Source organism: Deinococcus aestuarii (assembly GCF_018863415.1).
GTDB lineage: Bacteria > Deinococcota > Deinococci > Deinococcales > Deinococcaceae > Deinococcus > Deinococcus aestuarii.
This window is the reverse complement of sequence record NZ_JAHKSN010000019.1, coordinates 37,871-63,726: the sequence shown is the minus strand read 5'-3', so window position 1 is coordinate 63,726 and position 25,856 is coordinate 37,871. Positions and strand designations below refer to the sequence as shown.

The window sequence follows — 25,856 nt, the reverse complement described above, 5'->3', positions numbered from 1 at the left end:
GAGGAGAGCGGCTCTGCGTGGCGTTGAAGAGACGCAGGTTGTCCCTTCAACGCCACGCAGGACCGCGATCAGCGCGTTTTCGTCACCTTGTTGAGCAGCGGCGGGGCGTCGGGGTTCAGGCCGCGGTGCCGGGCGAGGTGGGCGGCGAAGAGGTAGAAGGTCAGGGCGCTGGGCACCGGGTCGGTGAGCGCGTGGCCGGTGCCCGGCGTCGTCAGGGTGCTGCCCGCCGCCGGGCCCAGGGTCCGCAGGTCCGCCCCCCCCTCCAGCAGGTCGGCGTAGGCCCGCGAGGTCGCCTCTCCCGCCGCGTCCGCCGACGTGAAGCCCAGCAGCCCCACCCCCTCCGCGAGCAGCCGTTTGGGCCCGTGGCTGAACTCGGCCGCCGAGTACGCCTCGGCGTGGATGCCGCACGTCTCCTTGAGCTTCAGCGCGGCCTCCTGCGCCACCCCGAAGTGCAGCCCCCGTGCGAGGACGAGCAGGTTGTCTGCGAAACGGTACCGCTCGGCGAGGTCGCGGGCCTGCTCCTCCAGTGCAAGGGTGCGTTCCAGGGCGTCCGGCAGCGCCTCCAGCGCGCGGGTCAGCCCCCCGTCCCCGGCGAGGTCGGCGATCACGGGGAGTAGCGCCGTGAGGCTGGCGAGGTAACTCTTGGTGGCGGCCACCGCCCGTTCCTCCCCGCAGCGCAGCGGGAGCACGTACGAGGCCTCGCGGGCGAGGTCGCTGTCCTCGACATTGACGAGGGCGACCGTGGTGGCGCCCGCCTCACGGGCCATGCGGAGGGTCTCGACGACATCGGGGCTGGCCCCGGACTGCGAGACGGCGAGGACCAGGGCGCCGCGCAGGTCGAGGCGGGCGCCGTAGAGGGTGTGGACGCTCGGGCCCAGGCTGGCGACGGGAAGCGCGAGGTGCGTTTCCAGGGCGTACTTGAGCACCGTGCAGGCGTGGTCGCTGCTGCCCCGGGCGACCGTGACGGCATAGGGGGGGCGGCGCCCACGCAGGGCGGCGGCGAGGGACCGGCACGCCGCCGCGTTCTCGCCGAGTTGACGGCGCACGACCTGGGGGGCCTCGCGGGCTTCTTGCAGCATCAGGGGGTCGGTCATGGGTGCTCCAGCACGGGGATGCCCGCGACGTACACCTGCAAGACGTTCAGGTCGCGGCCCAGGACGGTGAGGTCGGCGCGCAGGCCGGGTTCCAGGCGGCCCCGGTCGCTTAGACCCAAGGAGCGGGCGGGTGTGTCACTCAGCATCGCGCTCGCCTCGGGCAGGGGGACGCCCGCCCGCACGGCGTTCCGTAGGGCCGTGTCCAGCGTGAGCAGGCTTCCGGCGATGGTGCCGTCCGCGAGCGTCGCCTTCCCATCCCGCACCGTGACGGGCTGCCCGCCGAGGTCGCTCTTCCCGTCCCCCAGCCCCGCCGCGCGCATGGCGTCCGTGATCAGCAGCACGCGGCCCGGGGCGGCGGCGCGGGCGAGGCGAAAGCTCGTCTCGTGGACGTGGATGCCGTCGAGAATGACCTCGATGAAGGCGTGCGGGTCGGCGAGCAGGGCGCCCGCCGGGCCCGGGGCGCGGCCCTCGACCCCGCCCATCGCGTTGAAGAGGTGGGTCGCGCAGGTGCGAGCGTCCGTCTCGGAGAGCGTGGTCAGGAAGGCGGTCACGGTCTCCGCGTCCGCTCGTGTGTGGCCCACCCCGACCCGCACGCCCGCCCCGGCAAAGGCCAGCCCCGCCTCCACCGCTCCCGGCAGCTCGGGCGCGAGAGTCACGGCGCGGATGACCCCGCTGTCCAGCACCTGCGCCACGAGGTCCGGCGTGGGGTCCACCGCGTGCGGGGGTTGGGCGCCCAGCCGCCGGGGGCTGATGAAGGGGCCCTCCAGGTGGGCGCCGATCACGTCCGCGCCGCCCGGCACCCCCCCGGATGCCATCACCTCCCGCACGCCCGCCAGCGCCGCGAGCACGTTCTCCCAGGGATTCGTGATCGTGGTGGGCAGCAGCGTGGTCGTGCCGTGCCGGGCGTGGAAGCGGGCGAGGGTCCGCACGCCCTCCGGGCCGTCCATCGTGTCCGCACCCCCGCCGCCGTGGACGTGCGTGTCGATGAAGCCGGGGAGGATGAGGCGGTCGTCGGGCTCGGAGTCGGCCTCCAGCGTGACCGCCCCGATGTGCGTGCCGAAGGAGAGGGCGCCGGGCCGAACGCCCCCCGGCAGAACGAGGCGCCCGCGCAGGGTCCGGGAGGGGTGGGGGCTGGCCGCCATGCCCCCAGGGTAGGGGGTGGGCGGCGCCTGTGCGCAAGAGGCCGCCCGGTCGGGGGAAAGATCGTGATCGGCCCTTGGAAGGCCGTTGGCGCCGGGAGGCGAAGCACACCCCGCCTCTTCGCGGCGGGGTGGGGGAGGACGGGACGCCGGGGCGCCGCCACCAGGGGCTTCGTCGCACCGCCGCCCGCCCCCCTCAGGCATTCCGGTCGTCGTGAGGGCGCGGGGACGGGGGCTGACCTACTGGCCGCCGCGCCCGGTCGGCGACTCGCCCACGACCTCGATCAGGAGGCGGACGAGCTCGGGGTCGAAGTCCTTTCCGGCCCGGGTCCGGAGTTCGGCCAGGGCCTCCTCGGGGTCCCAGGGCAGCTCGTGGAGGCGGGGGTGGGTCAGCCCGTCGTAGGCGTCGCACAGGGCGAAGAGCCGCGCCTCCAGGCTGATCTGGGCGCCCGCCTTGCCCGCCGGGTAACCGCCGCCGTTCCAGCGCTCATGGCGGTCGGTGATCACCGAGAGGGCCGCCGGGGGCAGGCCGCCCAGCATCTGCGCGAAGCCGTCGCTCTCGGCGGCCGGGTTCACCCGCGGCAGCAGGGCCCCGAGCAGGGTGACCTTGCCGATGTCGTGCAGGTACGCCCCCCAGCGCAGCGCCCGACACTGCTCCGGGGAGAGGTCCAGCCGCCCGGCGAGCCGCATCGCCAGGGCCGTCACCCGGTCGGTGTGCCCGAGCGAGTCGCCGTCCCAGGTTTCGAGCATCTGCCCCAGCGCCCGCAGCGCCGCCTCGCGCGCCCGGCCGGCCTGCTCCTCGGCGGCGAGGCGCCCGGCCAGGGCCGCCACCGTGCCCGACACCATGCTGAAGAGGGCCGCCTCCTCCGCGTCCCAGACGTGCGGCTGGGCGGTGTACATCACAAAAGCGCCCAGCAGGGGGCCGCCCTCCACCCGGACGGGGGCCGCCGCGAGGCTCGCCAGGCCCGTGCCCACCCCTTCCCGCAGGTCGGCGGCCGCGCTGTCGAAGTAGAGCGGCCGGGCGCTTTCCTCCAGGGCGCCCAGCAGGGGCAGGTCGGCGGGCAGGCCCCCGGGCAGGGTCAGCGCGGGGGGCAGCTCGCCCGACGCGGCCCTCACCCCGTAGCGTGGCAGGGGCCCGCCGTCGCGCCCGAGGTACACCGCCCCCACCGCCGCCGTCGCGCCGACGAGGTGCTCGAGCGTCGGCGTCACGCCTGAGGCGAGGTCCGGCGCGGCCAGGGCGACCCGCGTCAGGGTCACCACCGACTGCGCCGCCGAGGTCCGGGCGTCGTGCCCGGGGGTCAGGTCTGAAATCCGGGGAGTGGAGGGCGCGGTCACCCCCGCAGGATAGGCCGCCGCCTCTTACATTCCTCGGACGCCCTGTCAAGGTGCCCCGGGTGAGCCCGTCTTAATGTCCGCGCCCCGGTCCAGCCTCAATCCTCGCCCAAGGCGGGACATGGGGGCGGCCCCTTACCCTGCCCTATGCCTTCCCCCATCGTCGATCTCGCGGGCCTCACGCTGGAGGTCAACCACCTGCCCCGGGGCGTCCGCTTCTACACCCAGGTCCTCGGCCTGAGCCTGCTGGAGCACGACGAGGAGCGCGGCGTCGCGCAGTTCGGGGTCAACCCGGCCCAGACCCTCACCCTCTGGAAGCCGGTCACGCGCCGGGCGAACGACCCCCGCCTCGCCTCCCTGCGCGCACGCGGCGCCTCGCACCTGCACTACGCGTGGCAGATTCGGCCCGAGGACCTGGGCGCCAGCAAGGCGATCCTCGACGAGCATGGCCTGGGCTGGACCGAGATCGACCTCGGCACCCCCGAGCGCCCCGATCCCACCGTCTATTTCTTCGACCCCTTCGGACACGGGCTGGAGCTGCGCGGCGTCGACCTCGCGGACGAGCGGCGCCTCGCCTTCCCCCCGGCCCCGGTCGCGCGCCCGCCCCACGCCCTGCCCGTCATGGGCCTGCGCGAGGTGGCCCTGGCCTTCGGCGACTATGCGGGCATGTTGGAACGCCTTCCCCGCGCGTACGGCCTGGCCCTCGCCAAGGAGCAGCCGGACCGTGATTTCGCCCAGTTCACCCTCGGCCCGGCGCCCGAGCCCGACGGCAACGGGACGCCCCGCCGCTGGCTGTACGCCTGGGACCCGCAGGTGGGCCTCGCCGACATGTTCGGGGGGGATCACGCCCACGTGCGCTTCTACGCCGACGTGGACGCGGTGTTCGCCCTCGTCCGGGCCGAGGGTCTGCCCCACGTCCGGACGGGAGAGGGGCTGGCCGTGCGCGACCCGGAGGGGCACGTCTTCGAGTTTGTGCCCTCCCCGCCCGCCGGGACGCGTGCGTGATTGTTCACAACTGTACGGGGTCCTGCTGAGTCCGCCGGGGGACGACCCTACCGTGCGGCACGGCCCTGTGGACGCCGACCCTCCTTTTAGACGGACCTCAAGGAAACCTCTGGGCCGAACCGGGCGCGGACACGTTAAGGTCGACTCAATTCCTCGCCGCAATCAGGAGATTTCCATGACCAAAGTTCTGAAGTACGCCTCCCTGCTCTCCGCCCTCGCCCTCGGGGCCGCCTCCGTGGCGCACGCCGAGCTCGCCGACGTCAAGAGGCGCGGCGAACTGCGCGTCGTGATGAGCGGTGAGTACCCGCCCTTCTCGCAGCCCGCCACCAGCGGGGGCCTGGAGGGCTTCGACGTGGACGTGGCCAACGAGATCGGCAAGAGGTTGGGCGTCAAGACGACCGTGATCAAGGCCGACTTCTCCTCCATCATCGCGGGCATCCAGAGCGGACAGTTCGACCTCGGCGTGGCCTCGCAGAGCAAGACGCCCGAGCGCGAAAAGGCCATCGACTTCCTGAGCCGCCCGTACTACTACGACGGCTTCCAACTGTTCGTGCCGAAGAGCTCGACGGCCACCAGCCTGGGCACCCTGGGCGGCAAGCCGGTCGCCGTGGCGCTGGGCACTGTGTTCGAGAAGTTCTTGCGCGACCGCAAGTACAGCAACGTGGTGACGTACTCGGGCGAGCAGGAGATTTTCCAGGCGCTGGGCACCGGCCGCGCGGCGGGCATGATCACCACCCGCACGGTGGGCAGTGTGGCGGCCAAGAACGGCCAGCCGATCAAATCCGCCGGGGCCGTGCTTCAGCAGGACAACCCCTACATCACCCTGGGCAAGAATCAGCCCCAGCTCAAGGCCGCCGTCGAGCGGGCCCTGAACGCCATGCGGGTGGACGGCACCCTCACGCGCATCTCCGAGAAGTGGCTCGGCGCCGACGTGACGAAGCCCGGCCGCTGAGAGGCGAATCCCGGCACAGAGGGCGAACTGGGGCGCGTGGACCACGGTGTCCGCGCGCCCCCCCTCATGGGACCTCGTGTCCCCGTGCCAAAGACATCCACACCACCGAGGAGGTCCGTCCATGCTCCAAGACGTGTTCACGCCGGATGTGCTCCGGGCGCTGTGGCGGGGCACCCAGCTCACGCTGATCCTCACGGCGCTGGCGGCGGCGTTCGGCCTCGCGCTGGGCTTCGTGGCGGCGCTGGGCCGCATGTCGCGGGTCGCCCCCCTGCGCTGGCTGACCGGGGCCTACATCGAGGTCTTTCGCGGCACCCCCCTGCTCGTTCAGCTCTACTTCCTGTACTTCGCCGTGCCGCAACTGATCCGCCTGCGCTTCCCCAACTTCGAGCCGTTGCCCGCCCTTCAGACAGGGATTCTGGGCCTGAGCCTGTTCGCGGGAGCCTACGCCGCCGAGATCATCCGCGGCAGCCTGAATGCCGTGCCGCGCGGTCAGGTGGAGGCGGCCCGCGCCCTCGGCCTGCGGCCCGCCCAGACCCTCTCCCAGGTGCTGGTGCCGCAGGCCGCGCGCATCGCCGTGCCCGCGCTCGGCAACCAGTTTATCGGCCTGCTCAAGGATTCCAGCCTGGTCTCGGTCATCACGGTGACCGAACTCCTCCTCACGGCCCGGCAGATCACCTCCGTCAACTACCAGTTCGCGCCCATGTACGCGGCGGTGGGATTGATCTACTTCGTGCTCTCGAACCTCGCGGCCCGCGTGTTCAGGCAGGTGGAGGTCCGGCTGAACCGTCCCTACGGGGCGGCGGGGCATTGAACTTTCCCCTGAAATGAGAGGCGCCCCGATCCGGTGTCCCTCCCCCGTCAGCCCATCCCGGAAGGACCTGAGACTGGCGTGACCGAACCTTGCGCCCGACCCCCATGTGCCGACCCGCCCACGGTGCCGAACACCGGAGGTTCAGGCCCGGGGAGGGCAGGGTGCGCGCGGGGCTTCCCCCCCGAGTGGCTGCTCCCCTCACCCCGAACCCCGCCGCTCGACCTGGACACCGACGGGAAATCCCCTGCGGGAGCGGCCGGTGGGCGACTCGCGCCGAACGCATCTCCACCTACAGCACTTCGAGCGGGGTGGCCCGGGACGGCGCCGGGAACGCGCGGTCGAGGGCGGCGAGGTCCGCTTCGGTCAGCCGCACGCCGAGCGCGGCCCGGTTCTCCCGGACGTGCGCCGCCGTCCCCGCCTTGGGGATGACGATGATCCCCTCCCGCCGCAGCACCCACGCGAGGGCGACCCCGGCGGGCGTGGCCCCGTGCTCGCGGGCGATCCCCGCCAGGACGCGGTGGCCGAGCAGGTGGCCCTGTTCGACCGGGGAGTAGGCCATCACGGGCACGCCGCGCTCCCGGCACCACGGCAGCAGGTCGTACTCGATGCCCCGGCGGGTGAGGTTGTAGAGCACCTGATTGGTGGCCGCGGCCCCGCCTCCGCGCAGGGCGGCGAGGTCTTGCATGTCCGCCGTGTCGAAGTTGCTCACGCCCCAGGAGCGGATCAGGCCCGCGCGCTGCAACTCTTCGAAGGCGCCCAGCGTCTCCTCCAGCGGCGTCCGCCCGCGCCAGTGGAGCAGATAGAGGTCGAGGCGGTCGGTCCGCAACCTCTTCAGGCTGCGCTCGCACGCCCGCCGGACCCCCGCGCGGGAAGCGTTGCCGGGCAGCACCTTGCTCACCAAAAACACCTCGTCGCGCCGCCCCTCGGTAGCCTCCGCGACCAGTTCCTCGGCTCTTCCGTCGGCATACATCTCGGCGGTGTCGATGAGCCGAAGGCCGAGGTCGAGCCCCTCGCGCAGGGCCGCGATCTCGTCCGCGCGGCGCCGGGGGTCTTCCGCCATGCGCCAGGTGCCCTGGCCGAGCACCGGGACAGACTCACCGGAGGGGAGGGACGTGGTGGGAAGGGGGGTCGTGCTGGACATAGGATCCTCCTCTGCCCCCATCAGGCCCCGCAGGACCCCTACGGGGATGGGAACGGTTTGCCGGGCCGTTCATGAAGCCAGCGGAAGGGATGAGAAGCCCCCGACCTGAGCGACAGGAAGGTCGCCTTCAGGGAGGTTGAGATGCGGCGGGCACACACGAGAGACCAAGGCTCAATGGAGGCGTTGGATGACCTCAACCGGAACGTTGACCATGCCCAGGACGGCTGTGATGAGCGGCACCCCTCCCATGATCCGCTTCGGTTGTGGTCGCTTCCCTCCTCGGCCCTGCTTCTTGTCCCTCAAGGAGCACCACCTTTCCGGCCCCCCTTGTCCTGCAACCCGCCCGCAGGCCGGGGGAGCGTGGTCCACTCCCCCGGCGCTCCTGCGCGGCGTTGGTGTTCGCTGGGTTGCCCTGGAGGCTCAGCGCCTGTTTTATTGGGCGGTCGCGTCGAGGTAGGTGGTGACCCAGGCGAGGGGAGCATTCCAGTTGATGGCGACCTCGTTGAGCGAGGAGGTGCCAATGTCGTCGAGATAGCAGGTCTGCGGCGCGCAGCGGCCCTTGAGAAGGTTGCCGGTGGGGTCGGCGGGGGAGGAATTGGGGCCCCCGGCGAGCGCGCCGGGCGGGGGGGCAGGGAAGCGGGGGTCCCGGCTGTGGGCCCAGAACCGGTGGTGGGGGTTGACGAGCGGCCGCGCGCCGTAGCCGGAGACGTACGACTTGTCGAGCGGGTTGCGGCCCAGGACGTAATTCATCCCTTCCAGGGCGGCGTCGCGGTAGCGGACGTTCCCGGTGAAGTGGGAAGCGAGGCTCAAAACCAGCCCCCGGTTCAAGACGTTGCTGTTCGAACCCCAGGGGTAGTTCTCCGAGCGGAAAGGCACACCGTACCCGGTCCAGGCTACCTGGGAAACGTAGGTGTTCGCCAGCGCGACTATGTTGGCGCGGGCTGTCCTCACGGCGGCGGCGGGCAACTTGCTCGGCACGAGCGCCAGCGTGATCGTGCCCGCCGCCGTCACCTCGGGCCAGGCGAGGTCGTTTTCCGGACCATGTTTGGTGGCCTTGAGGTAGAGCGGGCTCGCCTTCAGCGCGGAGAGGTAGGAGCCTTCTCCCGTCGTGGTGTACAGCTCGGCGGCGGCCCAGTAGAACTCGTCGCGCACGTCGGTGTCGTCGTATGCTCCGCCGCCCGAGAAGTTGTCGTAGGCGTAGACCTGTGGGTTGCGCTCGGCCGCCTGCCAGGCCCGGCGGGCGGCCTGGAGGCACCGGCGCGCGTAGGCGTCGTCCACCCCCCGGAAGACCCGGGCACACTGCGCGGCGCTCGCCGCCAGGTTGAGGGTGGCCGCCGTCGAGGGCGGGTAGAGGAAGCGCCGCTGGCGATCCTGGTCGGGTCGGGAGGGAATGTCCGTCCACTGCTCGCTGTGGACCTTGTGGTGCGCCATCCCCGAGGCGTCCACCTCGCTCAGGTTCAGGCTGCCGGAGTGCGCGCTCTGGTCGCCGACCGGCAGGGCGAGCCGCGAGCCCTGCGGCACCTGCATCCCGAGCAGGAAGTTCATCTCCCAGCGGGCCTCGTCGAGCAGGTCGCTGACGCCGTTGGCGTTCTCGGGCAGGCGCAGGCTGCCGTCCGGGAAGAAGCCGGGTTTCGAGACGCGTCTCCCCGTCTCGTACAGGTTCATCAGGGTCCAGACCGAGAGGCCGCCGTTGACCACGTACTTGCCGTGGTCACCCGCGTCGTACCAGCCCTGGCCCGCGTTCAGCGTGTAGCGACAGCCCGGCCAGAGGTTGCCCCGGGCGTCTTTGCCCCCGAAGCAGGTCGCACGGTCACCGCCCCGGTCGGACGAGGGATTCGCGTGCCCGGCGGCCCTGGCCCACTTGGGGCCGCCGACGAACCGCGCCTCGATGGGGATGCCGCTGCGGTTGTGGTAGAAGTACGCCAGCGCGTCGCGCTTCAGGGGTGCATAGAGGTCCCGGGCGATACGAAAAGGGTGACTGCGCAGCCCGCCCACCTCAAGCACGTACCCCTTCCCGGACCTGCGGAACGTCGAGAAATCGGCCCGGTGTACGAAGTCGCCCGAGGCCGCGTCCTTCCCAAACACCCGGGTGCGGCCCGTGGCGAGGGGATGGCCGTCCCTGTCCAGCAGCGTCCAGCCCAGGGGCACCGCCGAGTCGTGCGCGACAGCCGCCACCTTGGGGGCACCCGGCAGGTAGCCCGTCTGATTGACGCGCACCGCAGCCCGGTCGTCCACGGGGGCCGCGACCGGGCCGGGCCCGAACCTCGGACCCCGGACCACCACGTTCCCCAGACACAGCCGTGTGGCCTTCTGTGCGCCGAGCTTGAACTGCAAGGACGCCTGTGCGTCGTTGGCCCCGGTCATGTCGAAGGTGAAGTGGTGGGTCCGCCGCTCCTTGGTCACCCGGCCCACCTGCTCGTTGAAGTAGGTCGGGTAGGGCGTCTCGTTCTTTTGCAGCATGACCTTGAAGGCGGTGGGTGCGTCGGCGCGTGCGGTAAAGGAGACCGTGTACCGCGCGTCCCGCATCAGTCCCAGGCCGCTTTGGCCGAGAATCACGTCCCACTCGTTCGCGCCGGGCCTGCCGATGTTCAAGCACGCCTCGCCATCCTGTACGCTCACGCCGGGACCCCCCGCCACCCACCAAGAGGTCCGCCCGTTGCGAAAGCCGCCATTGTCCAGCAGGTTGTCCACGCCGATCTCGACCGGGACCGGGCCTGACAGGCCGGAGCGTCCCGCCCGGTCGAACGCCTGCGCCGTGTAGGTGTGCTCGCCGCTCAGCACGGGGGTCGCCCGGACAGTGAGGCTATAGGGCGCCGTCCGGTCCTCGCCGAGCTTCCGGCCACGGTCGTAGAACACCACCCGTGTAACGGCCCGCGCCGTCGCCGTCAAGGTGAAGCTTCCCCCGACGGAAACGTTCGGGGCGCTCGACTTGAGGGAAACGACGGGAGCTCCGGGAGAAGAGGTCATCTCCCCCGAACGGCCCTGCTGGGTCACTGCCCGGCAGGACGTGAAGGCGAGGGCGGCGAGCAGCAGGGCGAGATGGCGGGGAACCTGATCGGACATGCTTTCTCCTCGGGTAAAATGCGACTGTAATTTGTATATTTTTACACATCGTATGAGCGTTCTCTGATCTCCGGCAAGACGAGAGGCCACCCTCGGCGGGGGAGTCGGGCCGGAGGTGCGAGGTTGGCGCCTCCCTACAGCCAGAAAGTGATTCCTGCTCCGAGTCTTCTGGTTCCTCGTCCCGCCGGGTGCACCCGCCGGGGTCTTCTCGACGTTGACCCTCACCGTGTCGGCCCAACTGTGGCTGTCCGTGAACGCCTCCTTCTCCCACAAGGGCAGGGGGTGAGGTGGAGTTCGTGTCCAACCGGCGGACGCCCGTCGGCTTCTTCCAGCGAGCGTTCGGGATGGCGCGGTAGGTCCGACAACACGAGAGACCGCCGGGGTGGAAGTCCGGCGGGGACCTCTTCTTGCTTCAGCCCAGCCGTTCCGCGAACCGCGCGCCTGTCCCCGCCCGCACTTCCTCCAGCGTCGCCCCCGGCATCAGCTCGGTCAGGGTGATCCGCCCGTCCACGAACTCGAAAACCGCCTTGTCGGTGATCACCATGTCCACGCTGCCGCGCGACGTGAGGGGCAGCGTGCACTCGGGGACGATCTTCGGCGTGCCGTCCGGGTCGGTGTGCGTCATGGTGACGATCAGGCGCCGCGCTCCGCTTGCCAGGTCCATCGCGCCGCCGACGCCGAGGAGGGGCTTGCCGGGCACCGCCCAGTTCGCCAGATTCCCGGCCTCGTCCACTTGAAGGCCTCCCATCACCGCCACGTCCACGTGCCCGCCCCGGATCATCCCGAAGGAGTCGGCGGAGTCGAAATAGCTCGCGCCGGGCAGGGCCGTCACCGGAATCTTGCCCGCGTTCACCGGGTACTCCATCGCGCCGCCGTCCTCGGGGGCAGGTCCGACGCCCAGCATTCCGTTCTCGGTGTGCAGGTTGACCCCGTGCCCCGGCGTGATCAGGTCGGCGACGAGGGTGGGGATGCCGATGCCGAGGTTCACCACGTCGCCAGGGTGGAGTTCGCGGAGGGCGCGGCGGGCCATGTGCATCCGCGCCTCGTCCACCTTCTTCGCGCCGCCCTTCACGTCCGCGCTGCTGCCGAGGTCGTCCAGGCTGAGCCGCGCCTCCACCAGATAGTCCACGTACAGGCCCGGCGTGTGGACGTGCTCGGGGTCCAGGGCCCCGACCTCCACGATCTCCTCGACCTCGGCGATCACGACCTTCGCGGCGGTCGCCATCGCCCGGTTGAAGTTCTGCTCGGTGAGGCGGTACTGGAGGTTGCCCGCCGTGTCCGCCCGCCACGCCCGGATGAAGGCCACGTCGCCCCGGATGCCGGGCACGAAGACCATCTCCCGCCCGTTCAGCACCCGTACGTCCGCCCCCTCGGCAATCACCGTCCCGGCAGCGGTCGGGGTGTAGAAGCCGCCCAGCCCCGCCCCGCCCGCCCGCACGGCCTCGGCGAGCGTCCCCTGCGGCAGCAGCTCGACTTCCAGCTTCCCGGCCTGGTACGCCTTGACCGCCTCCGGGTTGGAGGTGAAGTAAGAGCCGATAGCCTTCCTGAGCTGCCCGTTCCTGAGCAGCCGCCCGCCCCCCAGCCCCGGCTCGGAGACGTTGTTGGCGACGTAGGTGAGGTCGTTCGTGGGAAGTTCGGCGAGCGCGTGGGTGAGGTGGACGGGGTTGCCCGTCATGCCGAAGCCGCCCACGAGGAGGGTCTGCCCGCTCCTCACCATCGCGGCGGCCTCCTGGGCCGTGATGACGGGGACGCGCTTCACGCCTCCACCCGCTCGACCAACGCCGCCTCCCCCTGCCCGACCCCGACGCAGAGGGTGGCGAGGCCGGTCCTGGCCCCCCGCCGCGCGAGTTCGTGGGTCAGCGCCACGACGAGCCGCGCCCCGCTCATTCCCAGCGGGTGACCGAGGGCGACCGCCCCGCCGTTGACATTGACCTTGCCCTGGTCCAGCCCCAGCTCACGGATGCAGGCGATGGACTGGGCGGCGAACGCCTCGTTCAGCTCCACGAGGTCCACCTCCGCCACGTCCATGCCCAGCCGCTCCATCAGCTTGCGGGTGGCGGGGATCGGGCCCAGCCCCATCACGCGCGGGTCCACCCCCGCCGACGCCGCGCCGACCCAGCGGGCGAGGGGCGTCACGCCGAGTTCGCGGGCCTTCGCGGCACTCATCAGGACGAGGGCCGCCGCCCCGTCGTTGAGCCCCGAGGCGTTCCCCGCCGTCACCGTGCCCCCCTTGCGGAAGGCGGGCTTGAGCCCGGCGAGCGTCGCCTCGTCCGTCGCCAGCGTGAACGTGTCTCCCTCGCGCTTGTAGCGGGCGTGCTCGTCCGTGTCGAAGAGGGTCACGCCCTTGCGCCCCTTGATCTCGACGGGCACGATCTGATCCTTGAAGTGGCCCTCGTTCAGCGCACAGACCGTCCGCCGCTGGCTCTCCAGCGCGAAGGCGTCCTGGTCCTCGCGGGTGATCTCGCCGCCCGCGTAGGTCCCTTCCCGGCTGCGCTCGACGATGTTCTCGGCGGTCTCGCCCATCGCCTCCAGCGGGAACATCGCCTCCATCGCGGGATTCGGGTAACGCCAGCCCAGCGTCGTGTCGTACACGGTCACGTTGCCGTTGGCGAAGGGCTGGGCCCCCTTGGGCATGGTGAGGGGGGCGCGGGTCATGCTCTCGACCCCCCCGGCGATATACACGTCCCCGTCCCCGTTGCGGATGGCGCGGGCGGCGGTGTTGATCGCGCTCAGCCCGGAAGCACACAGGCGGTTGACGGTCAGCCCCGCCACCGTCTCCGGTAGCCCGGCGAGGAGGGCGGCCATGCGCGCCACGTTGCGGTTGTCCTCGCCTGCCTGGTTCGCGCAACCGAGGATGACCTCCTCGACCGACTCGGCGGGGACGCCTGCCCGAGCAACAGCCTCCCTCACCACGAGGGCCGCGAGGTCGTCCGGGCGGACGGTGGAGAGGGCACCGCGAATGGCACCCACGGGCGTCCGCACGGCGGAGACGATCACCACGTCACGGTCTTGCAGGTCTTGGGCTGGAATGGCTTGAGTCACAGAATTCTCCCGGTGGATTCGGCGGCGCTCCTCAGCACCGCGTCGATCATGTCGTTCGTCGTCCCCAGGTAATGCCGCTCGGTGAGGGCGGCCCAGTCCACGGGGGCGTCCACCCGCCCGCGCAGCACGTCCACGAGGGGGCGGCCTTCCCGGACGGCGACGGGCACGGCCTCCTTCACGAGCGCCTTCGCCTTCTGCCGTCCGAGGGGTCCGGCGAGGGCGAAGGTGATCGCCTCCGCCATCATCAGCCCGCCGGACTGACGGACATTCTCCTCCATCCGCGCCGCATCCACGGCCAGCTCAGCCGCCAGCCCCGCCGCCCGTTCCAGACTGGCCGCTGTCAACCCCACCATCTGCGGCAGGGTCAGCCATTCGAGTTGCCAGCCGTGCGTGCCCCGCTCGTGCTCCTGAATCAGCGCCTGGTGGACCCCGGAGAGCAGCGTCGCGTTCATGCGGGCGGCGGCGACGAGGAGTTCACTCCCGATGGGGTTGCTCTTCTGCGGCATCGTGCTCGACCCGCCCCTGGAGGGGTCGCCCGACTCGCGGACCTCGGCGACCTCCGACTGGGCGAGGAGGAGGATGTCCTGCCCCATCTTGCCCAGGCTGCCCGTGACGCCCGAGAGCCACCCCGCGAGCTCGGCAAGGTTGTCGCGCCCGGTGTGCCAGGGGAGAGGAGGCTCACCCAGCCGCAACTCCCGCGCGAGTTCCGCCCGCACCCGCAGCCCGTCTCCCCCCAGCGCCGCCAGCGTCCCCGCCGCCCCGCCGAACTGGACGACGAGGAGGCGGGGCCGGAGTTCCTGGAGGCGTTGAAGGTGACGAATCAGCGGCGCGAGCCACCCCGCCACCTTCAGCCCGAAGGTGATCGGGAGGGCCCGCTGGGAGTGGGTGCGTCCAGCCATCAGGGTATGGCGGTGCTCGTCGGCCCGGTGAGACAGCCGCCCGATCAGGAGCCGCAGCGACCCCTCCATCGCCTCCAGCGCGTCCCGCAGCGTGAGGACGAGCGCCGTGTCCAGGATGTCCTGCGTCGTCGCGCCCCAGTGGACGAACTCGGCGGTTTCAGGAGGGAGAGCGGCCCGCAGCCCGGCGAGCAGGGCGATGATGGGGAAGCCGTCGCGCGCCACCCCCTCCTGCAACTTGCCGAGATCAGGCTGGAACGTCCCCGCCGCCCGCATGATCGCCTCCGCCGCCTCACCCGGAATGACGCCGAGCCGTCCCTGGGCCGCCGCCAGCGCCGCCTCCACCTCGACCATGTACGCGAGCTGGCGCGTGTCCGAGAACAATTCCGCGACGGGCGGGCAGGAGAACAGGGGACCGAGGAGGGCAGAGTCGAGGGGGGTGAAGCTCACGACAAGCCTCTCAATAAGAAGTCACAGACGCACACGGCCATATCTTTTCTCCCTCTCCCCTTGCGGGAGAGGGCCGGGGTGAGGGGTACCGCCCACGGCGACCTGCCGACACCGACGCACAATTCACCATCCCCTCCCGCTCAAACATCGAAAAACACCGTCTCCCCCTCACCCTGCATCCGGAGGTCGAAGTGGTACACCGTCCCGCCCGGCGTCTCCTCCCGCCGCGCGACGAGGGTGTGCCGTCTCCCCTCCGGCAGGCTGGCGAACACCGGGTCCGCCGAGTTGTCCTCGCCCTCGAAGAAGACGCGCGTGACCGTGTGCGTCAGCAGACCCCGCATCCCCACCCAGAGCTGCAAGTGCGGGGCGAGGGTGGGCTGGCCGGGCCGAACGACGGCCCCCGGCTTGACCGTGTGGAAGACGAAGGTGTGCCCGGGGTGCTGCGTGTCCGAGCGCCCGAAGCCCCGGAAGTGCGGGTCGGCCTGCGCGTGCTCGGGGTCGGCGGGATGAGGGTAGCGCCCATGCGCGTCGGCCTGCCACACCTCCACGAGGGCGTCCGGCACGGGCTCGCCGTCCCCGTCGAGCACCCGCCCGCGCAGGGTGACGCGCTCACCCGCCGCCGGGCTGGTGGGGGAGACCATCACGTTCTCCTCCCCGTGGACGAGGCCCTGGCCGAAGACGAGCCCCTGGTGGAAGTACGGCCCGACCGTCTGGCTGGGCGAGGGCCCGAAGTCTTCAGCGGAAATGTTGGAGGTCTCGGGGCTGAGCGTCATCCGTGCGCCTCCTCCCAGGGCGTCTGCGCGTCGCCCCCCAGCACGAGGTCGAAGCGGTAGCCCAGCGCCCACTCGGGCTGCGTGAGCTCCAGGTCGAAGCGCGAGATCAGCCGCCTGCGCCCCTTCTCGTCGGGGATGCCGCCGTAGATCGGGTCGTAGGCAAGGAGGGGATCGCCGGGAAAATACATCTGCGTGACGAGGCGCTGGGTGAAGTTCTGGCCGAACACGCTGAAGTGGATGTGCGCCGGGCGCCAGGCGTTGTGGTGGTTGCGCCAGGGATACGAGCCGGGCTTGATGGAGATGAGTTCGTATTCCCCGTGCTCGTCGGTCAGCATCCGCGCCGTTCCGGTGAAGTTGGGGTCGAGGGGCGCGGCGTGCTGGTCGCGGGTGTGGACATAGCGCCCCGCCGCGTTCGCCTGCCACGTCTCGATGAGCGCCCCGCGCACCGGGCGCCCCGAGGAGTCGAGCAGCCGCCCCCGCACGATGATGCGCTCGCCCAGCGGCTCGCCGTTCACCCGCCCGTTGCGGGTGGTGTCGTGGTCGTCCGGGCGGATGCGGCCTTCGCCGAACACGGGCCCGGTGTCGTCCGCCAGGGTGTGCGGCAGCGGGATCAGCAGCTCGTGGGGCGCCCGCCTCACGCTGCTGGTGTAGGCCTCGTGGAGGTAGGCCGGATGGACGGTCGGGTCGAGGGTGCGCAGGCGCGGGCGGGTCTTCTCGGTCGTCATGGGTCGCTCCTCTCTGCAAGGGCCTGTTTGGCGAGCTGTAGGGCGCGGTTGGCGACGGGCACTCCCGCGTAGACGGCGACGTGGAGGAAGAGTTCGCGCAGGTCCGCCTCGTCCACGCCCGTGTGCGCGGTCGCCCGCAGGTGCATGGCGAGTTCGTGTTCGCGCGGCAGGGCGGCGAGCACCGCCAGGGTGATCAGGTGCCGGGTGCGCGTGTCGAAGTGCCCCCGCGACCACGGCCCGCCCCAGGCGTACTCGGTGATAAAGGTCTGGAACTCCCGGTCGAGGTCGGTGATGCCCGCCGTGGCCCGGTCCACGTGCGCGTCTCCCAGGACCGAGCGCCGCACCCGCATCCCCCGCTCGTATCGGTCGTCGGAAGAGGCGGGCAGACCATCGAGGAAGGCCAGCAGGTGCCGCGCCACCTCCGCCGGGCGCTCCAGACAGGGCAGGTGCCCGCACCCTTCGATGAGGTGGAAGGGCGCCCCCAGCAGCGTGGCGAGTTCCCGCCCCACCTCGGGCGGGGTGGAGAGGTCGGCGTCCCCGCACAGCACGGCGACGGGCACGCGGACGGTGCGGGCGGTGGCGCGCAGGTCCGCGTCGCGGATGGCCTCGCAGGTGGCGACGTAACCTTCGGGCGGGGTGCGGGTGAGCATGTTGCGCCAGCCGCGCACGTCATCCGGTCTCGCCTCGAAGAACCCCGGCGTGAACCAGCGCGAGAGGATGCCGTCCGCGATGGCCTCCAGCCCCTCCTGCCGCACACCCGCGATCCTCGCCTCCCACGTCTGGGCGGTCCCGATCCGCGCTCCCGTGTCGCACAGCAGCAGGCCCGCGACCCGCTCCGGGGCCCGCGAGGCGAGGTCCAGCGCGATCATCCCGCCGACCGACACGCCGACGAGCACGGCCCGCTCGATGCCCAGCGCGTCCAGCAGGCCCAGGAGGTCGCCGCCGTGGTCCGCGATGGAGGACGGCCCGGCGGGCACGTCGGAGAGACCGTGGCCGCGTTTGTCATAGCGCAGGACGGGGTGCCGCCCGGCCACGGCGGGCACCACGTCGTCCCAGATGCGCAGGTCGCTGCCGAGCGAGTTGAGGAAGACGACGGGCAGGCCTGCCCCGGCGCCCTCGCGCCGAACGTGGAGGGTCACGCCCCCCACTGTGACGAAACGGGGGGCCGGAAGTGGGGGTGTGCTGGAGATAGACAAGGCAGCTTCCTTTGACCGGCGGCCCGGAAGAGGGGGCCACCGGGGGCGGCGTGCGCCACGCCGGGGCGGGATGGGGAAAACAGGTTCGGCTTACGATAGAGACTTCACCCGCGAGGCGAAAGGCGGGTGTTCGTCAGGGTCGAACACCCGGTTGGCCTCCCGCCTCCCCGCTGGTAGCGTGGGCGGGTTCGGGGGCCCGCCTTCCGACCTGCCTTCCTTCCGCGAGGTCTTTGCCATGCAGACGGTTCCTGCCCGCCCCGACTCGAAGCTTCCTGGCCCGAACGGGCGGGGCCTGCGCCGTTGAGTGCGGTGACCGGCACCCCGGCGGCGGGCAAGAGTCCCCTGCGCGGCGTCGCCCTCTATGCCGTCGCCCTGCTGCTCTTCGCCTGCCTCGACACCACGACCAAATACCTGACCACGCACTATCCCGTCCCGCTCGTCGCCTGGGTGCGCTACGCGGTGCAGCTCGTCCTGATGACGGCCCTGCTCGCGCCCAGGATGGGACGGGAGATCGCCTCGCCCGTCCGCCCCGCCCCCGTCGCCCTGCGCTCGCTGTGCCTGGTGGCGACGACCCTGTTCGTGGGGCTGGCGCTGCGAAGTCTCCCGGTGGCGGAGGCCTCGGCCATCGTGTTCATCTCGCCGCTGCTCGTGGTGCTCCTTGCCGGGCCGCTCCTCGGCGAACGCCTCACGCCCACGCGGGCCGTCCTCGCCGTGCTGGGCTTCGCGGGGGTCTTGCTGATCGCGCGGCCCGGCGGCAACCTCGACGCGCTCGGCGTGGGCTTCGCGCTGCTCGGTGCCGTGGCGAACACGGGTTACCAGCTCCTGTCGCGCACCCTGAGCGCCGAGCGGCCCCTCACCCTGCTCTTCAACTCGGCGCTCGTGGGGACGGTCATCTTCGGGGGGCTCGTGCCCTTCTTCCGGGGAGGCGCGCCGCTGACGCCGACGTACGCCGGGCTCTTTCTCGCCCTCGGGCTGACGGCGGGGCTGGGGCATTTCTTCCTGACCCTGGGGTTTCGGTACGCGCCCGCCTCGCTGATCTCTCCGGTCACGTACCTGCAACTGCTGTGGGCGGGGTTGCTGGGCTGGCTGGTCTTCCACCACGTGCCCGACGCGCTGACCCTGCTCGGCATGGGGATCATCGCGGCGGCGGGCGTCGCCACGGTGGTCACGGGCGGGCGCCGTCAGTCCCCGGGCGCGCCTTCCCCCACCCCCCGCACCACGGGCCGCAGGTAGGCGAGGAGGGCGGCGCGGACCTCCTCGCGCACGGCGGGGTCGGCCCCCCCGTTGGGGCCCCCGAGCGCGTAGAGGCCATTGGTGATATGGATGCTCATGCGGGCCACCGCCGAGCGCCTCTGGGGGCTGAGGCCCGGGGCGCGCACCTCCAGAAGGCCCTCCAGCCGTCCCTGCACCTCCGCCCGCACCGTCTCCTGCTCCTGCCCCGACGTGGCCGAGGGCGTCACCAGCAGCAGCCCCAGCAGCCCCGGCGGGTCGGCGTTCAGCCGCGCATGGACGTGCAGCACGTGGTCGATCACGTCCTCCAGCGGTTGGTCCGCCGCGTCCCGCAGCACCGCGTCGAGGGCCAGCCGCAGCCGCTGGGTCCACGTCGCCTGGAGCGAGGCGAGGAGGGCCCCCTTGTCCGGGAAGAACTGGTAGAGCGACCCCACCGACACCCCCGCTCCTTCGGCGATGTGGTTCGTCGTCGTCCCCTCGTACCCCCGCTCGGCGAAGAGTCGGGCGGCGGCGCCGAGGAGCCGGGCGACCATCTGGCGGCTGCGCTCCTGCTGCGGGGCACGCCGCACCGGGGGGCGGGGAGTCATCCTGCCAGGATAGGGGAGAACGCGAGCCCGCGGGGAAAGGCACCGGGGTGATCCCCTGGCGAGGCCGTCACGGAGGACCTTCCCGCGCCCCCATGCCTCTGCCAAACGCGAGTTGAGAACACGAGCAAAGGCTCACATACTGGGGAGACTTCCCAGCCCGAGTGTCCTCTCCCCCGTGGAGGCTGTCATGACCGCGACCGTCCCAGCGCCCGCTACCCACCCCGCCCCCACCTTCACGGAGGTCGGCGGCGTCCGCACCCGCTTCGCCGTTCAGGGCGACGGCCCGCCCCTGCTGCTGCTGCACGGCATCGGGCGCAGCCTGGAGGACTGGTCGGCGAACGTGGCGCCGCTGGCCGCCCGCCACCGCGTCTACGCCCTCGACCTGATCGGCTTCGGGTACACCGACAAGCCGGACGTGCCCTACACGCTGGGCGGACTGGCCCGCTTCGCCGTGCACTTCCTGGACGCGGTGGGGGAGACGCGGCCCGTGGTCCTGATGGGCAACTCGCTCGGCGGGGCGGTGGCGCAACGCTTCGCCGTGGCCTACCCCGAGCGCACGCGGGCCCTGGTGCTGGTGAACAGCGCGGGCTTCGGCCCCGAGGTCGCCGCCGTCCTGCGCGCGCTTTCCGTGCCGCGGCTGGGTGAGCTGCTCCTCCAGCCCACCGCCCGCAACGCCCGGCAGACCGTCCGCTCGCTCTTCCACGACCGAACCTTTGCCACCGAGGAGCGCGTGGCGCAGGCCCTCGACCTCTCCCGCCAGCCGCACGCCGCCCGCGCGTTTCTGCGGGTGCTGCGCGACCTCGGCGACTGGCGTGGGGTGAAGGCCGCGTGGCGCGAGGAGTTGCAGGAACGCCTCGCCCGGCAGGGGGTGCCGACGCTCATCATCTGGGGGGACCGCGACGTGATCCTGCCCGCCCGGCTGCTGGAGGCGGCGCGGAGATACCACCCCCACGCGCGCACCCACCTCTTTCAGGCTACCGGACACGTCCCCCAACTGGAGCGGGCGGAGACCTTCAACCGCCTCGTTCTCGACTTCTTGCAGGAGGTTCCAGCGTGACGAGCACCACCGCCACCCACCATCAGGTCGCCATCGTCGGCAGCGGCTTCGCGGGCCTGGGCATGGCCGTCCACCTTCAGCGCCGGGGCATCGGGGACTACGTGATCTTCGAGCGGGCGGCGGAGGTCGGCGGCACCTGGCGCGACAACACATACCCCGGCTGCGCCTGCGACGTGAAAAGCGACCTCTACTCCTTCTCCTTCGCCCCCAACCCCGACTGGGGCCACCGTTACGCCCGCCAGCCCGAAATCCTGGGCTACCTGCGCCGGGTCGCGGACGACTTCGGCGTGCGGCCCCATATCCGTTTCGGGCACGAACTGGAGCGCGCCGAATGGGACGACGGCGAGGGGCTGTGGCGCATCAAGACGAGCGGCGGCGAGTACACCGCCCGCGTCCTGATCTCCGGGCACGGCCCCCTCGTCGAGCCGAAGTGGCCGGTCATCCCGGGGCTGGAGTCTTTTGCGGGCCCGCGCTTCCACTCCGCCCAGTGGGATCATTCCGTGGACCTCGGCGGCAAACGGGTCGCCGTGATCGGCACGGGTGCGTCGGCCATCCAGTTCATCCCCGAGCTTCAGAAGGTGGTGGGGCACCTGACCGTCTTCCAACGTTCCGCCCCCTGGGTGATGCCCCGCATGGATACGGAGACGAGCGAGCGCCGCCGCGACCTCTTCCGCCGTTACCCCGGCCTCCAGCGTCTCTCCCGGCAGTGGATTTTCGGGGTCGCCGAGGCCCGGTTCCTGACCTTCACGAACGAGCGGGTGAGGAAGATCGCGGAGGACGCCGCCCACAAGCATCTGGAGGCGCAGGTCCCCGATCCTGCCCTGCGGGCCAAACTCACCCCGAACTACCGCCTGGGCTGCAAGCGCATCCTCGTGTCCGACGACTACTACCCGGCGATGACGAAACCCAACGTCGAACTCGTGACGGAGGCGGTCACGGAGGTCAAGGGGTCCAAGATTGTCACGGCAGACGGCCAGGAGCGCGAGTTCGACGTGCTGGTCGGCGGCACGGGCTTCGAGGCGACGCAGCCCTCCATCGCCCGGCGCATCTCCGGGCGGGGCGGCAAGTCGCTCGCCGAGGTCTGGGACCCCCACATGGAGGCGCTGCACGGAACGGCGGTGGCAGGCTTTCCCAACCTGTTCCTGATCATCGGGCCGAACACCGGGCTGGGCCACAACAGCATGGTCTACATGATGGAGGCGCAGATCGACTACATCGTGGCGGCGCTGGAGCACCTGGGGCGCGAACACCTCCTCGCCATCGAGCCCCGGCCCGAGGCGCAGGCCGAGTACAGCGAGGGGTTGCAGGGCAAGCTGCGGGGCTCCGTGTGGAACGTGGGCGGCTGCACGAGCTGGTACATCGACGCCACGGGGCGCAATTCCTCCCTGTGGCCCGAGCGGGCGGCGCGCTTCCGGCAGGCGCTGCGGCGTTTCGACCCCTCGCTCTACCGCGCGTGGCTCAGCCCCCGCCCCCTGCCGCCCCTCTCCGCCCCCGTGGCCCGGAGCGCCTGAGCGTGCGGCCCTACGACTACGCGGGCGGCACGGCGGTCCTCACGGGCGCGGCGAGCGGGATCGGGCGGGCGCTCGCGCAGGACCTCGCCGCCCGCGGCAGCCACCTCGCCCTGATCGACCGCGACGGGGAGGGGCTGCGGACCCTCGTGGCCCGGCTTCGCACGGAACGTCCGAACCTCAAGATCACCGCCCATCCCTTCGACCTGAGCCATACCGGGGACATCCCCGCCCTCGCGGACGACGTGCTGCGGGAACACGGGGGCCTCACCCTCCTGATCAACAACGCGGGCGTGGCGCTCGGCGGCTCCTTCGAGCAACTGACCCTCGACGAGTTCGAGTGGGTCATGACGATCAACTTCCGGGCGGTCGTGGCGACCACGAAGGCGTTCCTGCCCGCCCTGATCGCTACGCCCGACTCGCACGTGGTCAACGTCTCCAGCCTCTTCGGCCTCATCGGCCCGGCGGGGCAGAGCGCGTACTCGTCAAGCAAGTACGCGGTGCGCGGCTTTTCCGAGGTGCTGCGGCACGAACTGCGCCCGCGCGGGGTGGGCGTGACGACCGTCCACCCGGGCGGCATCAGGACGAACATCGCCCGCAACGCCCGCGTGGGGGCCGGGGTCGGCGCCGCCGAGACGCAGGCCGGACAGCGTGAATTCGAGCGCCTGCTGCGGATGGACCCGGCCCGCGCGGCGAGGGTCATCCTGGCGGGGGTGGAGCACCGCGAGCCGCGCGTGCTCGTGGGCTCGGACGCCGCCGTGCTCGACCTTCTCGCGCGGCTCTTTCCGGGGTCGTACGGGCGGGTGCTGGGGCTGCTTCAGGCGCGGGCGGGGCGCTCCTAGGGGGAAGCGGGACCACGGCCGGGAAGACTCAGCCGCCTAATCGCTTGCTGTGGCACCTTGGGGCTGTATGTCGTCCCCGGCGAGCATCCGCTACGTGCCCCTGGCGGGGTACGGCAGGCCGCCCGTCGTGATCATGCCGATCCTCAACCGGACGACGGGCCCCGGGGAGACCTTCCGGCCCCACCGCCACGACTTCCAGGAAGTGATCTGGATCCATTCGGGCGCGGGGACGCACACCATCGACGGGCGGGAGGGCGAGCTGCGCGGGCCCTGCGTGTCCCTGATCGCGCGGGGGCAGGTCCACGCCTTCCGGGAGATGCGGGAGCTCAACGGGTACGCCGTGTCCTTCACCGAGGACCTGCTGGGCGGCACCCCCACCGGGCGGACGAACCGGCTGCTTTTCAACTACTCGCCGGGGGACCGGACCTTCCCCGTTCCCCCCGAGGTGCAGCGTGCCGCCGAGGGGCTGCTCGACCTCGCCGAGCGGGAGTACGCGCGGGCGCGGGAGACCGGGGACCTGACCCTGCTGCGGCCCCTGATGGAGGCGCTGCTCGTCCTCGTGCGCCGGTCGGTCTTCGCCGGGCTGGGGGTCGGCGAGAACGCGGAGGTCGGCCTCGTCGGGCGCTTCCTCGACCTGCTGGAGCGTGACTTCGTCCGGCACCACGACGTGGCCCACTACGCCGAGCGGCTGCACGTCTCCGCCAAGCACCTCTCGCGCGCCACGAACGCGGGCCTGGGCAAGAGCGCCAAGGGCCTGATTCAGGACCGGGTGATTCTGGAAGCCCGCAGGCTCCTGAGCTTCACCGACCTCAGCGTGAAGGAGGTCACCGCCGAGGTGGGCTTCGCCGACCCCTTCTCCTTCAGCCGGGCCTTCAAGGCGGCGGTCGGCGTATCGCCCCAGGACTTCAGAGACGCCTGGAAGAAATGACATGCCCCCGTCCGCTTCCGCCATTCCGGCCCGGAGACCCGACCTGTACGTTGACGGGGAGTGGCCGCGCCTTCGCCCCGTCTTCCCGAGGGTTCCATGCCCCACACCTCTCCCGCTCCCCGACTCCAGCCTCACCCCGGCCCGGACGCCCGGCTGGAGCGCGCCGGGGTCCACCTTCCGGACGCGGAGGCGCCGGGGGGCGGAGCCGAGCGGCGGCGTCCCCTTCACACAACCTTCGCAACGGGTCGGCACCCTGGAGCTGGACGACCCCTTCGGCACCCGGCCCGCCCCCACCGTCTGAACCGCCCCCTCGTTCCCAGGAGTCCACCATGACCGCAACTCCCCAGCGCCTCCTCGCCCTCGCCGCCCTGTCCCTGCCCCTGGCCGCCGCCGCGCCCGTCAAGTTCGAGGTGGCGACCGCCGGAAACGTCAACGTCGTGACCGTCGAGAGCGAGACGGCGGTCGAGAACTTCACGGGCCGCACGAGCAAGGTGCGGGGCACGCTGACCTTCGACCCCCAGGCGAAGGCGGGCGGCGGCACGGTCATCATCGACGGGGCGAGCATCGACACCGGCATCGCCGCGCGCAACGGGCACATGCGCGGGGCGGGGTGGCTCAACTTCGACAAAGCACCCGACGTGAAGTTCACGGCGACGCGGGTGACCTCCCTCGGCGGCGACCGGTACCGCGTCGCGGGCACCCTCACCCTGAACGGGGTCACCCGGCCCCTGACGACCGAGGCGACCGTGCGTTACACCCCCGCCAGCGACACCACCCGGGGGGCGGGCCTGAAGGGCAACGTCCTCGCGGTGAGCACCACCTTCAAGGTCAAACTCAGCGACTTCGGGGTCAAGCACGGCCAGATCGACGCGGGCCGCGTGAGCAACGACCTCACCCTCGCGGTGCGCTTCGTCGCCAGCGACGGATAGGGGGCCCATGCGTCTCGTTCGCTCCTCGCGCCTGCCCTTGCTGCGCCGCGTGGCGGGGCTCCTCGCCCTGCTCGCGCTCGTCACGCTGCTCCTGAGTTTCGCCGTGGGCGCCCTTCTCACCCGGGACGCGGCGCTCGTGCAACTGATCCAGCCGAGCAGCGCCGGGGCCCTCTTCGGGGAAGCCGATAGCCCGGGCGTCCCTATCGGTTCGCCGCAGCCTATGATCATCCGCGACCCGGCGGCCTTCCTCCCCGGCGAGGGCGAGGGCGGCGCCCGCCTCGTCAACGAGACGTACCTGCGCGAGCGCGGGCTCTACCCCCTCCAGGTCAAGACCGTGGAGCTGGTGCGCAACCTCGTCGCGCTGGGGGCGGGCCTCGCCGCCCTCGTGTTCGGGGGGCTGTGGCTGTGGGCGCGGGGCCGGACGAGGTAGGCGGCGCGTCCGACCGAAGGAGGGGGCCCGGCCACGTGAGCGGGCCTCCCCGTCTGTCTGGACCCTCTCCCCGCCTCACCTCGGCGTGAGGCTGCGGGCCACCCGGCGAAAGCGCGCCAGCACGTCGTTCCTCAGCTCCGCCGGGGCGGTGCCGACCACCCGCAGGTACGGCGTGCCGGGCGACCCGAAGCGGATCGACTGGAACACGACCACCTCCCGGCCGGAGAGGCTGCGGCCCCGCGCGACCGTCTCGTGCCACTCGGCCCCGCCCCGGCGGACGGTCCCGGCGCTCTCGGCCTCCACGTCCGTGACCAGGGCGACGAACGCCAGCGCGCGGCGGGCGAACGCGTCCCGGGCGCCCACGGCGGGCGAGGGGCTGGACGACACGGCGATGACCAGCCCCGGCTGTGAAAGGACGAGGTCGTCGGCGTCCGGGCCGTCGCCCAGCCTCAGGATGTCCAGGTCGGTGAGGCCGAGGGGACGAAAGCCCGCCCAGTCGCCGATGCGGTAGGGCTGCGCCTCGACCTGCGCTCTCAGGGCGGGGGCCGTGCCGGGGGGCGCGGAGGGCTGGTCCCCCCCACGGGCCGCAGGCACGGTGACGAGCGCGAGCGTCAGAACGAGCCCGACGACCCGCGTGAGCGCGGTGGGCGAGGGCGGGCGCAGGTTCGTCGACAAGGCTTGACCTCCGGTGGTCGGGGAAGGGTGTGGGATTCCAGGCGCCGGGAT

At 71.7% G+C, this 25,856-nt stretch carries 23 protein-coding genes; 10 read left to right on the top strand and 13 right to left on the bottom strand.

Annotated elements, in window-relative coordinates; all coding sequences use genetic code 11:
* Positions 1-68: 68 nt before the first annotated feature.
* The 3 genes from IC605_RS18515 to IC605_RS18505 all read right to left on the bottom strand — a co-directional run bounded on the left by IC605_RS18515 (position 69) and on the right by IC605_RS18505 (position 3,568).
* Entirely contained in the window at positions 69-1,094 is a 1,026-nt protein-coding gene (locus IC605_RS18515) for an SIS domain-containing protein (protein WP_216327628.1), read from the bottom strand.
* On the bottom strand, positions 1,091-2,236 hold the full coding sequence (gene nagA / locus IC605_RS18510) for an N-acetylglucosamine-6-phosphate deacetylase (protein WP_216327626.1): 1,146 nt from the start codon (positions 2,234-2,236) through the stop codon (positions 1,091-1,093). The genes IC605_RS18515 and nagA overlap by 4 nt, the downstream gene beginning before the upstream one ends.
* Positions 2,237-2,473: 237 nt before the next feature.
* Positions 2,474-3,568 (bottom strand): HD-GYP domain-containing protein, encoded by a 1,095-nt coding sequence (locus IC605_RS18505; RefSeq protein WP_343216668.1) that lies wholly within the window; start codon positions 3,566-3,568, stop codon positions 2,474-2,476.
* Between the two features lie 144 nt (positions 3,569-3,712).
* Between IC605_RS18505 and IC605_RS18500 the strand changes: the two genes are divergently transcribed.
* The 3 genes from IC605_RS18500 (at position 3,713) to IC605_RS18490 (ending at position 6,333) form a co-directional block, all read left to right on the top strand.
* Complete coding sequence (locus IC605_RS18500) at positions 3,713-4,570, top strand: VOC family protein (RefSeq protein WP_216327623.1); 858 nt, start codon at positions 3,713-3,715, stop codon at positions 4,568-4,570.
* A gap of 175 nt (positions 4,571-4,745) precedes the next feature.
* The gene (locus IC605_RS18495) at positions 4,746-5,522 is read left to right on the top strand and encodes a transporter substrate-binding domain-containing protein (protein WP_216327622.1); all 777 of its coding nucleotides are present in this window, start codon (positions 4,746-4,748) and stop codon (positions 5,520-5,522) included.
* Between the two features lie 121 nt (positions 5,523-5,643).
* The gene (locus tag IC605_RS18490; RefSeq protein WP_216327620.1) at positions 5,644-6,333 is read left to right on the top strand and encodes an amino acid ABC transporter permease; all 690 of its coding nucleotides are present in this window, start codon (positions 5,644-5,646) and stop codon (positions 6,331-6,333) included.
* Between the two features lie 289 nt (positions 6,334-6,622).
* On the opposite strand, the gene IC605_RS18485 is transcribed toward IC605_RS18490, so the two are convergent.
* The 8 genes from IC605_RS18485 to pcaDC form a co-directional block, all read right to left on the bottom strand.
* Complete coding sequence (locus tag IC605_RS18485) at positions 6,623-7,474, bottom strand: aldo/keto reductase (RefSeq protein ID WP_216327618.1); 852 nt, start codon at positions 7,472-7,474, stop codon at positions 6,623-6,625.
* Positions 7,475-7,906: 432 nt separating this feature from the next.
* Positions 7,907-10,537: a glycoside hydrolase family 9 protein gene (locus IC605_RS18480; protein ID WP_216327616.1), complete on the bottom strand. Its 2,631-nt coding sequence runs from the start codon at positions 10,535-10,537 to the stop codon at positions 7,907-7,909.
* Positions 10,538-10,949: 412 nt separating this feature from the next.
* Entirely contained in the window at positions 10,950-12,296 is a 1,347-nt protein-coding gene (locus IC605_RS18475) for a 3-oxoacid CoA-transferase (protein ID WP_216327614.1), read from the bottom strand.
* A complete protein-coding gene (locus IC605_RS18470) occupies positions 12,293-13,579 on the bottom strand; it encodes a thiolase family protein (RefSeq protein WP_343216667.1) in 1,287 nt (428 codons plus the stop codon). The genes IC605_RS18475 and IC605_RS18470 overlap by 4 nt, the downstream gene beginning before the upstream one ends.
* A complete protein-coding gene (gene pcaB, locus IC605_RS18465) occupies positions 13,576-14,925 on the bottom strand; it encodes a 3-carboxy-cis,cis-muconate cycloisomerase (protein WP_216327612.1) in 1,350 nt (449 codons plus the stop codon). Before pcaB ends, IC605_RS18470 begins: the two co-directional genes overlap by 4 nt.
* Before the next feature lie 140 nt (positions 14,926-15,065).
* Positions 15,066-15,698 carry a protocatechuate 3,4-dioxygenase subunit alpha gene (gene pcaG, locus IC605_RS18460; RefSeq protein WP_216327611.1) on the bottom strand — a complete coding sequence of 211 codons (633 nt, stop codon included), beginning with the start codon at positions 15,696-15,698 and terminating at the stop codon, positions 15,066-15,068.
* Positions 15,695-16,423 (bottom strand): protocatechuate 3,4-dioxygenase subunit beta, encoded by a 729-nt coding sequence (gene pcaH / locus IC605_RS18455; RefSeq protein ID WP_216327609.1) that lies wholly within the window; start codon positions 16,421-16,423, stop codon positions 15,695-15,697. Before pcaH ends, pcaG begins: the two co-directional genes overlap by 4 nt.
* Positions 16,420-17,562, bottom strand: a complete 1,143-nt coding sequence (pcaDC, locus tag IC605_RS18450) for a bifunctional 3-oxoadipate enol-lactonase/4-carboxymuconolactone decarboxylase PcaDC (protein ID WP_343216666.1) — start codon at positions 17,560-17,562, stop codon at positions 16,420-16,422. Before pcaDC ends, pcaH begins: the two co-directional genes overlap by 4 nt.
* A 366-nt stretch (positions 17,563-17,928) precedes the next feature.
* On the opposite strand from pcaDC, the gene IC605_RS18445 reads away from it, so the two are divergent.
* Positions 17,929-18,852: a DMT family transporter gene (locus tag IC605_RS18445; RefSeq protein ID WP_343216665.1), complete on the top strand. Its 924-nt coding sequence runs from the start codon at positions 17,929-17,931 to the stop codon at positions 18,850-18,852.
* Here IC605_RS18445 and IC605_RS18440 read toward each other — a convergent pair.
* Positions 18,801-19,436 (bottom strand): TetR/AcrR family transcriptional regulator, encoded by a 636-nt coding sequence (locus IC605_RS18440; protein ID WP_216327603.1) that lies wholly within the window; start codon positions 19,434-19,436, stop codon positions 18,801-18,803. The two genes, IC605_RS18445 and IC605_RS18440, sit on opposite strands and share 52 nt — an antisense overlap.
* 187 nt (positions 19,437-19,623) lie before the next feature.
* On the opposite strand from IC605_RS18440, the gene IC605_RS18435 reads away from it, so the two are divergent.
* The 6 genes from IC605_RS18435 to IC605_RS18410 all read left to right on the top strand — a co-directional run bounded on the left by IC605_RS18435 (position 19,624) and on the right by IC605_RS18410 (position 25,130).
* On the top strand, positions 19,624-20,493 hold the full coding sequence (locus IC605_RS18435) for an alpha/beta fold hydrolase (protein ID WP_216327602.1): 870 nt from the start codon (positions 19,624-19,626) through the stop codon (positions 20,491-20,493).
* Positions 20,490-22,004: a flavin-containing monooxygenase gene (locus IC605_RS18430; protein WP_343216664.1), complete on the top strand. Its 1,515-nt coding sequence runs from the start codon at positions 20,490-20,492 to the stop codon at positions 22,002-22,004. Before IC605_RS18435 ends, IC605_RS18430 begins: the two co-directional genes overlap by 4 nt.
* Positions 22,005-22,006: 2 nt before the next feature.
* A complete protein-coding gene (locus tag IC605_RS18425; RefSeq protein WP_216327599.1) occupies positions 22,007-22,843 on the top strand; it encodes an SDR family NAD(P)-dependent oxidoreductase in 837 nt (278 codons plus the stop codon).
* Between the two features lie 67 nt (positions 22,844-22,910).
* Positions 22,911-23,771 (top strand): helix-turn-helix domain-containing protein, encoded by an 861-nt coding sequence (locus IC605_RS18420; protein WP_216327597.1) that lies wholly within the window; start codon positions 22,911-22,913, stop codon positions 23,769-23,771.
* Positions 23,772-24,100: 329 nt separating this feature from the next.
* Positions 24,101-24,700: a YceI family protein gene (locus IC605_RS18415; RefSeq protein WP_216327595.1), complete on the top strand. Its 600-nt coding sequence runs from the start codon at positions 24,101-24,103 to the stop codon at positions 24,698-24,700.
* Positions 24,701-24,707: 7 nt separating this feature from the next.
* Positions 24,708-25,130, top strand: a complete 423-nt coding sequence (locus IC605_RS18410) for a hypothetical protein (protein WP_216327593.1) — start codon at positions 24,708-24,710, stop codon at positions 25,128-25,130.
* Positions 25,131-25,205: 75 nt separating this feature from the next.
* On the opposite strand, the gene IC605_RS18405 is transcribed toward IC605_RS18410, so the two are convergent.
* Positions 25,206-25,805 (bottom strand): hypothetical protein, encoded by a 600-nt coding sequence (locus tag IC605_RS18405; protein WP_216327591.1) that lies wholly within the window; start codon positions 25,803-25,805, stop codon positions 25,206-25,208.
* Positions 25,806-25,856: the final 51 nt, after the last annotated feature.